Annotated in this window: 11 protein-coding genes; 4 read left to right on the forward strand and 7 right to left on the reverse strand. The window is 73.2% G+C overall.

Going from position 1 to position 14,407, the window contains the following annotated elements; translation table 11 throughout:
- Window positions 1-66: 66 nt before the first annotated feature.
- On the reverse strand, window positions 67-2,034 hold the full coding sequence (locus OG299_RS33950; protein WP_327363542.1) for an APC family permease: 1,968 nt from the start codon (window positions 2,032-2,034) through the stop codon (window positions 67-69).
- Window positions 2,035-2,406: 372 nt separating this feature from the next.
- On the opposite strand from OG299_RS33950, the gene OG299_RS33955 reads away from it, so the two are divergent.
- Complete coding sequence (locus OG299_RS33955) at window positions 2,407-3,042, forward strand: alpha-ketoglutarate-dependent dioxygenase AlkB (protein WP_327363543.1); 636 nt, start codon at window positions 2,407-2,409, stop codon at window positions 3,040-3,042.
- 37 nt (window positions 3,043-3,079) lie between these two features.
- Here OG299_RS33955 and OG299_RS33960 read toward each other — a convergent pair whose 3' ends face one another.
- The 3 genes from OG299_RS33960 to OG299_RS33970 form a co-directional block, all read right to left on the reverse strand.
- A complete protein-coding gene (locus tag OG299_RS33960) occupies window positions 3,080-4,390 on the reverse strand; it encodes an SUKH-4 family immunity protein (RefSeq protein WP_327363544.1) in 1,311 nt (436 codons plus the stop codon).
- A gap of 70 nt (window positions 4,391-4,460) precedes the next feature.
- Window positions 4,461-4,790, reverse strand: coding sequence for a YkvA family protein (locus OG299_RS33965; protein WP_327363545.1), 330 nt, complete (start codon window positions 4,788-4,790; stop codon window positions 4,461-4,463).
- A gap of 59 nt (window positions 4,791-4,849) precedes the next feature.
- Window positions 4,850-5,314, reverse strand: a complete 465-nt coding sequence (locus tag OG299_RS33970) for a MarR family winged helix-turn-helix transcriptional regulator (protein ID WP_327363546.1) — start codon at window positions 5,312-5,314, stop codon at window positions 4,850-4,852.
- A 116-nt stretch (window positions 5,315-5,430) separates the two neighbouring features.
- On the opposite strand from OG299_RS33970, the gene OG299_RS33975 reads away from it, so the two are divergent.
- Together OG299_RS33975 and OG299_RS33980 are read left to right on the forward strand one after the other, a co-directional pair.
- A complete protein-coding gene (locus OG299_RS33975) occupies window positions 5,431-5,988 on the forward strand; it encodes a DoxX family protein (RefSeq protein WP_266631865.1) in 558 nt (185 codons plus the stop codon).
- 68 nt (window positions 5,989-6,056) lie between these two features.
- Window positions 6,057-7,874, forward strand: a complete 1,818-nt coding sequence (locus OG299_RS33980) for a glycoside hydrolase family 15 protein (protein WP_327363547.1) — start codon at window positions 6,057-6,059, stop codon at window positions 7,872-7,874.
- A 26-nt stretch (window positions 7,875-7,900) separates the two neighbouring features.
- Here the strand turns inward: OG299_RS33980 and OG299_RS33985 are convergent, their stop codons facing one another.
- From OG299_RS33985 to OG299_RS33995, 3 genes are all read right to left on the reverse strand, one after another.
- Complete coding sequence (locus OG299_RS33985) at window positions 7,901-9,307, reverse strand: APC family permease (RefSeq protein ID WP_266631867.1); 1,407 nt, start codon at window positions 9,305-9,307, stop codon at window positions 7,901-7,903.
- A 353-nt stretch (window positions 9,308-9,660) separates the two neighbouring features.
- The gene (locus tag OG299_RS33990; protein WP_327363548.1) at window positions 9,661-11,841 is read right to left on the reverse strand and encodes a SpoIIE family protein phosphatase; all 2,181 of its coding nucleotides are present in this window, start codon (window positions 11,839-11,841) and stop codon (window positions 9,661-9,663) included.
- Window positions 11,810-13,228, reverse strand: a complete 1,419-nt coding sequence (locus OG299_RS33995; RefSeq protein ID WP_266633741.1) for an MFS transporter — start codon at window positions 13,226-13,228, stop codon at window positions 11,810-11,812. The genes OG299_RS33990 and OG299_RS33995 overlap by 32 nt, the downstream gene beginning before the upstream one ends.
- Before the next feature lie 240 nt (window positions 13,229-13,468).
- Here OG299_RS33995 and OG299_RS34000 point away from each other — a divergent pair, with 240 nt between their 5' ends.
- Window positions 13,469-14,401, forward strand: a complete 933-nt coding sequence (locus OG299_RS34000; RefSeq protein WP_327363549.1) for a LysR family transcriptional regulator — start codon at window positions 13,469-13,471, stop codon at window positions 14,399-14,401.
- The last annotated feature ends 6 nt before the right edge of the window (window positions 14,402-14,407 follow it).

Consider the following 14,407-nt stretch of genomic DNA (forward strand, 5'->3'; position numbering starts at 1 on the left):
TGACGGGTTCCTGATGCGCAAGCCGCGAAACATGACGGGTTCCTGACACCCCCTGAGGGGCCCGTGTCAGCCGGCGTGGACGTGGGGGCGGCGGCCCCGGTCCGGTTCGGCCTCGCGGATGACCTCGCGGGTGACGGGGGCGACCTCGCCCTGGCCGAAGAGGAAGAAGCGGAGGAAGTTGGCCATCGGGTTGCCCTCGGTCCACTCGAAGTAGATGTGCGGCCGCTGCCCGGTCTCGTCCCGTACGTGGAGCAGCAGCGCGGCGAGCGCGTTGGGGATGCTGGAGCTCTCCAGGGTCAGGACGCGGTAGCGGTCGTGGAGGACCTCGCCGCGCACGCGCATGCCGGATTCGAACTCGGAGGCGTCCAGGACGGTGACCTCGACGAACATGACGTCGTCCTCGGAGGGGATGTCGTTGTCCGCGCGGATCTGCTGCTTCTTCAGCCGGTACTCGTCGGCGTCGCGGTTGTCGGGCTCGTTGGCGATGAACCGGATCGTACGGTTGGCGGTGTCGCGGATGAACCGCTGGGCCATGTCGTCGAATTCCACGTGGGTGACGCGTAGCTCGAAGACGCGGGCGAGGCGGGAGAGGAGGGAGAGGGCCATGATGCCGGCGATGAAGCAGGCGCCGATCTTCACGCCGTCGGGGCGCTCCGCGACGTTGACCGCAGTGGTGTAGACGAACACCGCGGAGATGACACCGAAGCCGATGGTCCAGCCGCGCTCCCCGGCCCGGTGGGCGGCGATGGTCACGGCGACGGCCGCCGAGGTGATCAGGACGAGGACACCGGTGGCGTACGCCCCGCCCTGGGCGTCGACGTCGGCGTCGAAGATCCAGGTGACCAGGAAGGCGATCAGCGTGAACACGATGACCATCGGGCGCAGGGCGCGGGCCCAGTGCGGGGCCATGCCGTAGCGGGGCAGGTAGCGCGGCATCAGGTTGAGCAGGCCGGCCATGGCGGAGGAGCCCGCGAACCACAGGATCAGGATGGTCGAGATGTCGTAGACGGTGCCGAAGGCGGAGCCGAGGTACTCGTGGGCCAGGTAGGCCAGCGCCCGGCCGTTGGCCTCGCCGCCGGCCTTGAACTGGTCGGCAGGAATCAGCAGGGTGGTGACGAAGCTGCTGGTGATCAGGAAGACGCTCATGATCACGGCGGCCGTGGTCAGCAGCTGCTTCGTGCCCCGGATCCGGCCCGCGGGCTTCTCGTCCGTGTCGTCCGGGGAGCCCTGGACGTGCGGCATGACCGCGACCCCGGTCTCGAACCCGGACAGGCCGAGCGCCAGCTTGGGGAAGACCACCAGCGCGATGGCGATCATCATGAACACGTTGCCGTGCTCGGCGGTCAGCGCCTCCTTCCAGTCGGTGATGACGTGCGGCTCGCTGATGACCTGCCACAGGCCGACCCCGATGACGACGACGTTCAGCGCGAGGTACGAGAAGACCAGGACCACGGCCACCCCGATGGCCTCGCTGAACCCCTTGAGGAACACGCCGCCCAGCAGGGCGATCAGGATCAGGGTGATCAGCACCTGGTGGCCGTTGAGCGTGCTGGTCAGGTGCGGGTTCTCCACCAGGTGCGCGGTCGCGTCGGCCGCCGACAGGGTGATCGTGATCAGGAAGTCGGTCGCGGCGAAGCCCAGCAGGGTCAGGACGAACAGCTTGCCCTTCCAGAACGACAGCAGCCGCTCCAGCATCGCGATGGACCCCTCGCCGTGCGGGCTCTCCTCCGCGACCCGCCGGTAGACCGGCAGGGCCCCGAGCAGCGTCAGCACCACCAGCACGATCGTCGCCAGCGGCGACAGCAGGCCGGCCGCGAGCGCCGCGATGCCCGGCTGGTAGCCGAGGGTCGAGAAGTAGTCGAGTCCCGTCAGGCACATCACCCGCCACCACGGCCGCCCGTGGTCGGCGGTCGCGGACGTCCCGCCCTCCCCCGGCTCCTCCTCCGGCCGATGCCCCGACCTGTGCTTCGTCTGGTCGGTCAGGCCTTCCAGGAGCCATGCCCTCAGGCGGCTCGGCTGGGCGGGGGTGGCCATCGCGGGTGCTCCTTCGTACGGCTTGGATCCGGCCATCGGCACGACGGCTGGGCAAGCGTACGGAACCCGATCATTCGTGCACGCGCGCGTTCCCATGCTGATGGGCCCCTGACGGTGTCGCGCGGCCGGCTGCTCCAGTTGGCCGGAGGGCTGCACTCGAGCCCGAACCCGCCTCCCACCTGCGTAGACGCGCCTCTCCGCGCCCCGTTGCCGCCGGACGCCCGGTCGCGCGGCCGCGACCGGTCTTGACGTCTCCTTAACGGCTCTCTAGCGATACCTTGACGGCCGCTCGCGGGGGAGCGGGCGCGGGGCGACGGGTCCGTACGGCCATTTAATCGAGCGCGTGTTCGAGTGAAGCGTTACGATGGATCCGTGCGTACGATTTCCGGCCTCCAGGGCTCCCTCTTCGACCAGGGCGACGAGATCCGCCTCGGCCCGCTCTCGGACCTGCGCCGCACCCCGCTCGGCTCCGGCGCCTGGGTCGACCACCTGCCCGGCTGGCTCTCCGGCGCCGACACGCTGTTCGAGCGGCTGGCCGAGGACGTGCCGTGGCGGGCCGAACGCCGCCGGATGTACGAGCGCGAGGTCGACGTACCCCGCCTGCTCGCCTTCTACGACGAGGGCGAGCCCCTGCCGCACCCGGCGCTCACCGAGGCCCGCGCCGCGCTGACCCGGCACTACGCCGCGGAGCTCGGGGAGCCGTTCGCCACCGCCGGGCTCTGCCTCTACCGCGACGGCCGGGACAGCGTCGCGTGGCACGGGGACCGGATCGGCCGGTCCGCCACCGAGGACACCATGGTCGCGATCGTGTCGGTCGGCGACCCCCGCGATCTCGTCCTGCGCCCCCGTGAAGGCGGCCCCACCCTGCTGCGCCTGCCCCTGGGGCACGGCGACCTCGTCGTGATGGGCGGGTCCTGTCAGCGGACCATGGAGCATGCGGTGCCCAAGTCCACCCGCGCCGTCGGCCCGCGCATCAGCATCCAGTACCGCCCGCGCGGCGTCCGCTGAGCCGCGGCCGGACGCCTCCCGGCCCGCCGCGCCCGGGTCAGTAGCCGTACACGCTCAGCTCGGTGATGGACGCGAAGACGTGCTCCCACACCGCGGCGCCCGGCTCTTCGGGATCTTCGGACTCCAGGACGTCCGGCTCCAGCTCCGCCACCTCGCAGCGGAAGGAGCCGTGGCCGCTCTCGCCCGGGTACGGGTCCCAGCACGCCCCCATGAACCGGCGCACGGCCTCCAGGAGGCGCACGAACGTCTCCGTGTCCCGGGCGAAGGGGAACGGTCCCTCGCCCTCGCGGACCAGCGACACCGCCCCCGTCTGCGGGTGGAGCAGCACCTGGCCCTCGTCGGCGTAGCCCAGCTCGAACGTCCCCAGGTGCAGCAGGCCGCCGAAGTCGACGTCGGGCTCCGGGTCCTCGGGCCGCGCGTCCCCGGGCTGCGGCTCCTGCGGCCCCTCCTCGGTCCAGGCGAGCGCGAACGAGGTCACGCCCGCCGCCCAGTGCCGCGGCAGCCCCACCGTGGTGATCAGCTCCCGGGTGGGGCGGTGCGTCAGGGCCGCGGGCAGCAGCGCATCCGGTACGCGGACCGTGCAGTCGGCGCCGAACACCGCCTCCACGCGGGCCGCGTCCAACGGCGCCCCGCCGGGCGCCGGGCCCGCGAACCAGGGCTCGCCCGCGCTCTCGTCCCACGAACCGGTGTCGGCTCCGCCGGTGGGCCAACCGGTCGCCGCCACCGCCTCGTTGCGCTCCACCACGAGGATCCCGCGCGCCTCGGCGAGCAGGAAGCGGCCCGCGCCGAGGGGTATCGGCTCCTCCCAGGTGCCGGGGCAGTGCAGGGCCCAGGCGTCCTCGTCCGGGTCGAAGAGGAGCGGCTCGTCCTGCCCGGCCTCCTCCGTGCGCTCGGTGAACTCCCCGGCGGCGGGCGCCGGTCGCGGTTCGCCGGTGGCCAGGTCGAACCAGCGCTCCGCGGTCCACAGCGACGAGACCTTCAGCAGGCTCCGGCCGCCCGGCCCGTCGAACACGTCGGCGCAGGCGTCCCCGCTGAGGTTCGGCTCGGCCCGGAAGGCCCCGACCGGCCGCCACCAGGCCCATACGGTCCGCCACGGCATGCCGGGCTCGGCCGCGGCCACCTGCTCCGCGTACGCGTCGTGTCCCAGCACCTTCGCGGCGAAGTGCAGCCAGGAGCCGAACTCCGCCCGAGACACCTCGGCCTGCCCGAAAACGGCCTCGGCCTGGGTGAAGACCTCGCGGCCGACCCCGCCGCCGGCCGAGCCGGGCCACTCCCGCACCCGGGCAGGTCCGGCCTCCAACAGGGCGGCGGGGGAGGAGAACCGGGCGTCAAGATCGTCAAGAGGCATGCCGCCCATGGTGCCACCGGCCACTGACGGTCCCTGATCCAGGGGATGCCGGGGCCGAGGCGGCCCGCGGCTACGCGGTGCCCGGCTCCTTGGCCGTGACGGGTTCCGCGGACGTGGCACGGCCCGCGCCCGGCCGCACCGCACCCGCCGCCGCGTGCAGGGAGCGCAGCGCCAGCAGCAGCACGCCGATGTCGTCGAGGTACACCGGGTCCGGGATCAGGTCCACGGGCGAGACGGTGTAGATCACCGCGACCCAGAAGAGCGCCTTGTCGCGCAGCGGGATCCCCGCGTCGAGCAGCAGGCGCCGCGCCGCGAAGACGCGTACGAGGAGCACACCGGCCGCGACCGCCAGCCCGAGGGCGACGAGCGCGACGACCGTCAGCCAGACCGTTCCGTCCATGTCACCCCTCTACCCCGTCAGGTGCCGATATCGGCTTATCCGCCAGGATATCCGCCGTGTCATCCGCCGTGCTCGCGCAGCCGGCGGCTGACTTCGCCCAGCCCGTCGGCGAGCACCTCGAGCTGCTCGGGGGTGAGGACGTCGATCAGTGCCTCCCGGACGGTGGCCACGTGACCGGGCGCGGCCGCCTCCAGGCGGGCGCTGCCGGCGTCCGTGAGGACGGCGAAGACCCCGCGGACGTCGGAGGGGCAGCTGCGGCGGCGGACCAGGCCCGCCTTCTCCAGCTGGGTGACCTGGTAGGTCAGCCCGCTCTTCGAATTGATCAGGCCATTGGCCAGTTCCGTCATCCGCAGCTCGCGGTCCGGAGCCGCGGCGAGCCGCACGAGTATCTCGTACTGGGGGTGCGAGAGCCCGGAATCGTCCTTGAGCTGCTGGTCGAGACGGCGGTTCACCAGGGCGGATGCGGCCAGGAAGCCGCTCCAGGCGCGCATCTCGCGCTCGTCCAGCCATCTCGTTTCAGCCATGGGCCCAGGGTACACGGGTTGTTCCAATTTGAATCAATGGTTAGGGTCGGGGTTGGCGGTTCGAATTTGAACTACTCCGTCCCCGCCCCGGACCGCCCGACCGGAAGGATCCCCCCATGACCAGCCCCTCCGTCACCGCGACGAAGCCGCAGGCCGCTGCCGTCCCGGCCGTCCCGCTCGCCCTCTCCACCCCCGCCCACGACGCCGGCCTGCTCCTGCTGCGCGTGGTCCTCGGACTCACCATGGCCGGCCACGGCACCCAGAAGCTCTTCGGCTGGTTCGGCGGGGGCGGCATCAGCGGCACCGGCCAGTTCTTCACCGCCAGCGGCTACCCGTCGGGCGACGCCATGGCCGTGCTCGCCGGCCTGACCGAGACCCTCGGCGGCCTCGGCCTCGTCCTCGGCCTGCTCACCCCGCTCGCCGGAGCCGCCGTCGTCGGCACCATGATCAACGCGATCGCGGTCCACGGCGCCGGGTCGTTCTTCGCCCCGAAGGGCATCGAGTACGAGCTCCTGCTGACCGTGGGCGCCGCCGCCCTCGCCCTCACCGGCCCCGGCCGGTACGCCGCCGACCGCTTCCTGCCCGTCCTGCGCAGCCACCGCCTGGCCCACGGCGCCCTCGCCGTCGCCCTCGGCGTGATCATCGCGAGCGCACTGCTCCTCGTACGCAACTGAGCCGCGCACACGAGGGTGCCCGGGCCCGGGGCTGATTGGGCCCGGGCATTCGGGGGAACAGCGCACAAATGACACAACCCATCGAAGACTACGCACTCATCGGCGACCTCATGACCAGCGGGCTCGTCGGCCGCGACGGGTCCATCGACTGGCTGTGCCTGCCGCGCTTCGACTCGCCCGCCTGCTTCGCGGCGCTCCTCGGCGACAAGGAGAACGGCCACTGGCGCATCGCCCCGGCCGGGGCGGCCGAGGGCGCGCGGTGCACCCGCCGCAGCTACGTCGACGGCTCGCTGGTCCTGGAGTCCTACTGGGACACCCCGGACGGCGGCTCGTTCAAGGTCATCGACTTCATGCCGCAGCGCGACAGCGCACCCGACGTGATCCGGGTCGTCGAGGGTCTCTCCGGCGAGGCCACCGTACTCAGCGTGCTGCGCCTGCGCTTCGACTACGGGCACGTCGTCCCCTGGGTCCGGCGCGCCGACGGTGACCGGGTCGCCGTCGCCGGGCCCGACTCCGCGTGGTTCCGCAGCGAGCCGCCCGTGCACACCTGGGGCGAGGCCAACAGCACCCGCTCCGAGTTCACCGTCACCGCCGGCGAGCGGGTCGCCTTCGTCCTCACCTGGCACCCCTCGCACGAGCCGCGCCCCGAGCCCTGCGACCCGTTCGAGGCGCTGGACCAGGGCCTCTCCGACTGGCACGAGTGGAGCGCCCAGTGCACCTACGAGGGCCCCTACCGGGAGGCGGTGACCCGCTCCCTGATCACCCTCAAGGCCCTCACGTACGCCCCGACCGGCGGAATCGCGGCCGCGGCCACGACCTCCCTCCCCGAGGAGCTCGGCGGCGTCCGCAACTGGGACTACCGCTACTGCTGGCTGCGCGACGCCACCCTGACCCTCGGCTCCCTCCTGGAGACCGGCTTCCTGGACGAGGCCCGCGCCTGGCGCGAATGGCTGCTGCGCGCGGTCGCCGGCGACCCCGCCGACCTCCAGATCATGTACGGGATCGGCGGCGAGCGGCGGATCCCCGAATTCGACCTGCCGTGGCTGCGCGGTTACGCCGCCTCCGCCCCGGTCCGCGTCGGCAACGCGGCCGTGGACCAGCTCCAGCTCGACGTGTACGGGGAGGTCCTCGACTCCCTGTACCTGGCCAGGTCGAGCGGACTGCCCGCGGAGCGGCACGCCTGGCGGATCCAGCTCGCGATCCTCGACTTCCTGGAGCGCAACTGGCACCGGCCGGACGAGGGCCTGTGGGAGGTGCGCGGGCCGCGCCGGCACTTCGTGCACTCCAAGGTGATGGCATGGGTCGCCGCGGACCGGGCCGTGCGCACCATGGAGAGCGACTCCTCGCTGCTCGGCGACGTGGAGCGGTGGCGGACCATGCGGGACCAGGTGCACCACGACGTGCTCGAGCACGGCTTCGACCCCGTGCGGGGCACCTTCACGCAGTACTACGGCTCCCGCGAGCTGGACGCGGCCACCCTGCTCATCCCGCGCGTCGGATTCCTGCCGCCCGACGACCCGCGCGTGATCGGCACGGTCGACGCGGTCCGGGCGGAGCTCGGCAGCAGCGGCCTGGTCCGCCGCTACAGCACCGAGGGCCCCTCGGTGGACGGGCTGCCCGGCGATGAAGGGGCCTTCCTGGCCTGCTCGTTCTGGCTGGCCGACGCGCTCCACATGACCGGGCGCGACAAGGAGGCGCGGGAGCTGTTCGAGCGGCTGCTGGCCGTACGCAACGACGTGGGGCTCCTCGCGGAGGAGTACGACCCGGTGGCCGGCTGCCAACTCGGCAACTTCCCCCAGGCGTTCAGCCACGTCGGCCTGGTGAACACGGCCATCACCCTGGGCCGGCCCGCCGTCAAGAGCATCGTCGGGGCCGACGGGAACTGATCCCGCCGACCCCGCCGAGAAGCGCGTCAGACCGCGGCGGACTCGCCGTCCTCCGGGATGCTGACCAGCCAGCGGCTGTCCTGCCGCGGCCGCAGGTACAGCGCCCAGTACAGCGTGGCCACGGCGGTGATCCCGCCGGTCCACAGCAGGTACTGGGTCTCCTGCTGGGTCAGGATGTACGCGAGTACGGCGATCAGCACGATCGGCACCGCCGGCCACAGCGGCATCCGCCAGGCGGCCACCTCGCGGTGAGCCCCGCGCCGGGCGAACAGCGCGGCCACCGCGACGAGCAGGTACATGCCGGTCACCGAGACGCCGGTGACTCCGTACAGGGTGTCGAGGTTGACGAAGCACAGGGCCGCGCCCGGAACGCCGACGAGCAGGGTGGCCACCCACGGGGAGCCGAAGCGGCCCAGCTTGGACAGCGCCTGGTTGACCGGCTCGGGCCAGGCCTTGTCACGGGCGGAGGCGAACAGCACGCGGGAGTTCTGGATCACCATGACGATGCCGGCGTTGATGATGGCGAGGGCGACGCAGAGGCTGACGAAGGTGCCGACGGCCGAGTTGGACCAGGCGGTCACCATGCCGCCGAGGTCGCCCTCGGTCAGCGCGGAGAGGTCGGGCGCGCCCACGGTGATGGCGATGACCGGGACCAGGATGACGGCCGTGGAGATGGCGAGGGTGGCGAGGACCGTACGGGCGACGTTGCGCCGCGGGTTCTCCAGCTCCTCGGAGAGGTAGACGGCGGTCGAGAAGCCCTGGGTGATGAACAGGGCGATGGCGAGCCCGGAGACCACCATCATCGCGGTCACCGTGGAGGTGCCGCCGCCCTCGGCCGCGACCGTGCCGTGCACCAGCGCGTCGGCGCCGCGCTCGCTGTGCGCGAAGCCCAGTACGGCGACCAGCGCGGCGGCGATGACCTCGAGCACCAGGAAGATGCCGGTGATCCAGGCGTTTGCCCGCAGATCGAGAAGGCCGGCGAGGGTGGCGAGCAGCATCACGCCGCCGCCCGCGACCGGGGCCGGTATGTGCACGATCGGCGCGAGGTAGTCGGCCGTACCCATGGCGATCACGGGCGGCACGATCATCACGACCAGCAGGGAGAGGACGAACACCAGCCACCCGGCCAGCCGGCCCGCGAGGGTCGACACCATCGCGTACTCGCCGCCGGCGCTGGGGATCAGGGTGCCGAGCTCCGAGTAGCAGAACGCGACGCCGATGCAGAGCAGCGAACCGATGGCGATCGTGAGGGCGGTCCACGTGCCGAGACTGGAGAACAGGTCGGGCACGACGACGAACAGGGTCGAAGCGGGCGTCACGCACGAGAGCGTCAGCAGTGTGCCGCCGACGACGCCGATGGAACGCTTGAGCTTCTGGGGGACGGGCCCGGTGGCGGGCGCGAGGGCCTGAGGGGCGCTGATCGTTTCAGACATCGGTGCGGGGTTCCGATCGGCAGGTGCGGTGAGCTGAGGTGCGGGAGCGGTATCGCCTCCGAGGCGGTGGTGAGCAGAGTGGTTCAGTGGCTCCCGGGCCGACATCGAATCCCTGCGAGATCCGCAGGTCAATAGCAGTTCCCCTGCGGATTCCATCGTCCCGCCGAGCTGCGGCAGCCCTACGGCGGTGTTAAGACCGCGTAAACGCTGCACAGAGTCCGGGTGCGGGAACCGCAGCGGAGCGCGGGCAAATTTTCTTCCGCTTTGCCGACATGTGCCCGCGGCGACACCACCTGCCCAAGGAGTGGGCATCCCGCGACGCCGCACGCAGAGCTCCCGCGACGCCTTCCGGGTCAGCTGCTCGCGGCAGGCCCGCCGTCCGTGCGCAGGGCCAGCAGCAGGGCGATGTCGTCCGGCCGGTCCGCGGAGTTCCCGGCCTCGCCCACCAGCAGGTCGGCCGCCTCCGTCAGCGGCGACGGCCGGGCCGCGGCCAGCGCCGCCCGCAGCCGCTCCACGCCGAGGTCGATGTCCTCCCCGGCCTCCTCGACCAGCCCGTCCGTGTACAGGGCGAGCACCGAGCCCCGTGCCAGCCGCAGCTCCGTCACCGGGTACGCGGCGTCCACGTCGATGCCGAGCACCACCCCGCCCGGCAGGTCCAGCACCTCCGCCCGCCCGTCCGCGTGGCGCAGCAGCGGCTGCGGGTGCCCGGCCCGGACGGCCCGCGCCCGGCCCGAAGCCGGATCGAGCAGGACGTAGCAGCAACTGGCGAACTGGCCGGGGTCCAGGTCGATCAGCAGCCGGTTGGTGCCCGCCATCACCTGCTCCGGCGGACTGCCGCCGAGCGTGAAGGCCCGTACGGCGCTGCGCAGCTGGCCCATGGTCGCGGCCGCCGCCACCCCGTGGCCCTGGACGTCCCCGATGACCAGGGCCAGGACGCCCTCGCTCGTCTCGATCACGTCGTACCAGTCGCCGCCCACGTCCATGCCCTGGGTGCCGGGCAGATAGCGGGCCACGGTCTCCACGTGCCCGCCCACCGGCAGCCGGTGCGGCAGCAGCGCCGCCTGCAGTCCGCGGGCCAGCGCCGCCTCGGAGTCGTAGCGCTGCGCCCGCTCCAGGGCCTGCGCGATCAGCCCGGCCAGCGCGGTCAGCACCGTGCGCTCCTCCGGGCTGAACCCGCGCGGCGCGTCGAAGCCGAGGATGCACGAGCCCACCGGCCGGCCCGAGGCGATCAGCGGCAGGAACGCGCGGGCCCCTATGTGGGCGTCCAGCGGGATCCCCGGATACGCGGCGGCCAGGTGCTCCATCGACTCGAAGAACATCGGCCGGCCCGTGGTCAGCGTCTCCACGCCCGGCAGCCGGACATCGAGCGCCACTCCGTCGAACCGGTCGAGGAAGCCCTGCGGGAAGCCCGTCTCCCACGCCAGGTGCAGATGCCGCTCGTTGAGCAGGTAGATCGCCAGCTGGCGGCCGCCGAAAGCCGGCAGCAGCTCCTGGGTGACCACCGCCGACACCTGGCGGGCCGTGACCGCTTCCGTCAGCGCGATCGCCAGGGCCACCGGCCGGTACAGCGCCGAGGCCCGGTCGGCCGGCGAACCCGGCCCCGCGCCCGACCGGACCATGGGCCCGGGCGCGTAGACGGGCGGATCGGCAGCGCCTATCGTCACGGTCACCCCGTCCGGGCCCGGGTACAGGTCCACCGTCACCCAGTCCCCGTCCGGCTGCCGGCCGCGCCGGGCCGGGAAGCGCACCGGCTCGCCGGACATGAACACCCCGCGGAAGTGGTCCTCGTACGCGGGCTGCCCGAGCCAGGGCACCGCCTCCCACACCACCCGCCCGCGCAGCTCCGCCGGATCCATGCCCAGCAGACGTGCTGCGGAGTGGTTGACGTAGCGGATCCTGCCCTGTCGGTCCACGGAGAGCACCGACAGCGTGAGCCGCTCCACCGCCTCGCGCGCACCCTGCGCCGTGTCCGGCGGCGGTACGCACACCGGATCGCCCTTCCAGAGCACCGGTTGCCCGGTCGCGGTGAGTGCGGCGAGCCCGTCGGCCAGCCCGTCCGCGGCGGAGCGCAGCCGCTCCCGGTCGGCGGCGTCGACCGGGGCACCGGGGGTCGCGGGGCGCAGGACGAACAGCACCCCGAACCGTTCGGCCCCGGCCATGACGGGCTCGTAGAGCGAGCCGAAGGGGAACGGCAGCCCGGCCATCATCTGCGGGAAGCGCTGCATGGCCGTGTCCGCGTCGGGCAGGTGCACCGACTGGCCGGAGCGGTAGGCCTCGGCGACCGGGTACGGGCGGTTCACGTGCATCCGCCACCACGGGCGGAACAGCTTCCCGGGCAGGCCCATGAGCACGGCGAGCAGCAACGGTCCCTCGGGGCCGGAGCGCAGGTAGATGCCGCCCGCAAACCCGCCAACGGCCTGCACCGCATCGACGCAGGCCCGTGCGAGCACGCGGGCCGTGGCGTCGGTGGCGGGGCCGCTGTCCGCTCTCGCCGTCACACAGTCAGCATGCGCCCCCGACGCCGGACGCTGCATCCCGGCGCCCGCGCCCCGCGCCCCGGCGGGTGCCCCCGCCGTCCCGGTAGCCGGCCACCACCGCGAGCGCCGCCAGCAGCAGCACGCAGGCCACCGTGCGCAGCGCGACCCCCATCGCGTCCGTGAAGGCGCCGATCTGCGCCGGATCCTGCGGATCGCCGTGGAACCGGGAGGCCAGCACCGTGCCGACCACCGCCACCCCCAGCGCCGCGCCGATCTCCCGGGCCGCGGTGTTCAGCCCGGAGCCCAGCCCGGCCTGGTGCGCGGGCAGCTCCGCGACCACCGTCAGGGTCAGCGACGGCGCGCACAGGCCCGTTCCGACCGACAGCACCAGCAGGTAGCAGGCGTACAGCGCGTACGGGGTGCCCGCGTCGGCGGTGGAGACCAGCAGCAGCCCGGCCCCGATCAGGCCCAGCCCGATGCCGACCGGCAGCCGCGGCCCGGTCCGCTCCGCGAGCCGCGCGCCCAGCTTCGGCACGACCGCCATGCCGACGGTGAGCGGGATGATCGCCAGGCCCGTCCGGGCGGGCGAGAAGCCCTTCGCGTACTGGAGGTACTGGGCGTTGACGAAGAAGAGGGAGAAGAGCCCGAAGAACGCGGCGCCGATGCCGAGCGATCCGGCGCGCAGCTTGCGCGAGGCGAAGATCCGCGGGTCCAGCAGCGGCCGCGCGGCGCGCAGCGCGTGGCCGGTGAAGGCTGCGAGCAGCGCGGCGCCGGCGCCGAAGGCGATCAGCACCGTCGCCGAGGTCCAGCCGTACGAGGGCCCCTCGATGATCCCGTAGACGACCGCGAGGAGCGCCGCGGCCAGCAGCAGCGCGCCGAACGGGTCGACGGAGGCGTCGGCGCGGGCCGGGGTGCGCGGGACCGTACGGGCGACGGCGAGTGCGAGCAGCGCGCCGAGCGGGACGACGGCCCAGAACAGTGCCCGCCAGGTCAGGTACTCCCCGGCCAGTCCGCCCCCGACGTTGCCCGCCAGGCCCCCGAGGCCGGCGGCCAGCGTCCAGGTGGCCAGCGCCTGGCCGCGGCGCTCGGGCGGGCTCAGGTGGATCAGGACGGACATGGTGGCGGGCATGATCAGCGCCGCGCCGGCCCCGCACAGACCGCGCCCGGCGATGAGCACCGCCGGGGTCGCGGCGAGCGCGCTGACCGCCCCGCCCGCGGCGAACAGGGCGAGCCCGGCCAGCAGGGCGCCCTTGCGGCCGTACCGGTCGCCGAGCGCACCGGCCGGGATCAGCAGCGCGGCGAAGACGATGACGTAGGCGTCGACCGCCCAGACCAGCTGGCCGGGGGTCGGGTGCAAGGCGGACGCGGCGAGCTGCGGGATCAGCAGGTTGACGGCGGCGACCATGGCCTGCGCGACCAGGACGCAGGCGCACAGGACGAGCAGCGCGGGCCGGGTGAGGGCGGCGACGGGCGCCGGGGCGGACGGATCGGCGGACGGATCGGCGGCGGGATCGGCGGCGGGATGGGTGGCATCCCGTTCGCGGGCAGGGCGGAGCACGGCTCCTCCTCGGAGTCGGTGACGGTGAGTGGTGTGGGGGAGGGGGAGCGCGGTCGGCGTCATCCCCTGTGTCTCACCGTAGAGTTGGGGTGACCTGCTTTCCAGTGCAAGTTATGCAAGGGATGAATGCGTGTGACGCAATCCGGGCTGGACCTCAATCTCCTCGTCGCCCTGGACGTCCTCCTGGAGGAGTCGAGCGTGTCCCGCGCGGCCGCCCGCCTGCACCTCTCCGAGCCCGCCATGAGCCGCACCCTCGGCCGGATCCGCAAGGCCCTCGGCGACCCGGTGCTGGTCCGCGCCGGGCGGGCCATGGTCCCGACCCCGCACGCCCTCGCCGTCCACGGCGAGGTCCGGGCCGTCGTGGAACGGGCCCGGGCCCTCTTCCTGACGGGCGGACAGGTCGACCTCCCTACCCTGACCCGCACCTTCACCGTGCTGGCCCACGACGCCTTCGCCGCCACCTTCGGGGCCACGCTCTTCTCCCGGGTGGCGAAGGAGGCGCCCGGCGTCCGGCTGCGCTTCCTGTCGGAGAGCCACGTGGACGTCCCGGCCCTGCGCGAGGGCATCGCCGACCTCGAACTCGGCGTCGTGGACAGCCGGTCCCCCGAGGTGCGCGTCGAGCACCTCTTCGACGAGCACATGATGGGCGTCGCCCGGGCCGGCCACCCGCTGCTGCGGGGCCGGATCACCCCGCGCCGGTTCGCCGCGGCCGAGCACCTCATCGTCTCCCGGCGCGGCAGGCTGGAGGGCCCGGTGGACGCGGCCCTCGCCGTACAGGGGCTGTCCCGGCGGGTGGTGGGCAGCGTCGGCTCCTACCCCGCGTCCCTGTTCATCCTGCGCGAGAGCGACCTCGTCGGCCTGATCGCCTCCCAGGCCGCGCCGCTCGCCGCCGAGCTGGGGCTGGAAGCCTTCGAGATCCCGCTCGACCTGCCGACCCTGCCGTTCGGCATCGCCTGGCACCCGCGCCACGACGCCGACCCGGCCCACGCGTGGCTGCGCGGCTGCGCCCGCGAACTGCTCCCGGAGGTCGCCGGACACCCCGTACGCCGTACGCACTGACCCGAA

This window comes from Streptomyces sp. NBC_01296, assembly GCF_035984415.1.
Taxonomy (GTDB): domain Bacteria; phylum Actinomycetota; class Actinomycetes; order Streptomycetales; family Streptomycetaceae; genus Streptomyces.

Bases quoted from the DNA above. Each gene is read 5' to 3' on its own strand.
- OG299_RS33950 (WP_327363542.1), bottom strand. From the start codon at position 2,034: ATGGCCACCCCCGCCCAGCCGAGCCGCCTGAGGGCATGGCTCCTGGAA.
- OG299_RS33960 (WP_327363544.1), bottom strand. From the start codon at position 4,390: ATGCCTCTTGACGATCTTGACGCCCGGTTCTCCTCCCCCGCCGCCCTG.
- OG299_RS33965 (WP_327363545.1), bottom strand. From the start codon at position 4,790: ATGGACGGAACGGTCTGGCTGACGGTCGTCGCGCTCGTCGCCCTCGGG.
- OG299_RS33970 (WP_327363546.1), bottom strand. From the start codon at position 5,314: ATGGCTGAAACGAGATGGCTGGACGAGCGCGAGATGCGCGCCTGGAGC.
- OG299_RS33975 (WP_266631865.1), top strand. From the start codon at position 5,431: ATGACCAGCCCCTCCGTCACCGCGACGAAGCCGCAGGCCGCTGCCGTC.
- OG299_RS33980 (WP_327363547.1), top strand. From the start codon at position 6,057: ATGACACAACCCATCGAAGACTACGCACTCATCGGCGACCTCATGACC.
- OG299_RS33985 (WP_266631867.1), bottom strand. From the start codon at position 9,307: ATGTCTGAAACGATCAGCGCCCCTCAGGCCCTCGCGCCCGCCACCGGG.
- OG299_RS33990 (WP_327363548.1), bottom strand. From the start codon at position 11,841: ATGCAGCGTCCGGCGTCGGGGGCGCATGCTGACTGTGTGACGGCGAGA.
- OG299_RS34000 (WP_327363549.1), top strand. From the start codon at position 13,469: ATGCGTGTGACGCAATCCGGGCTGGACCTCAATCTCCTCGTCGCCCTG.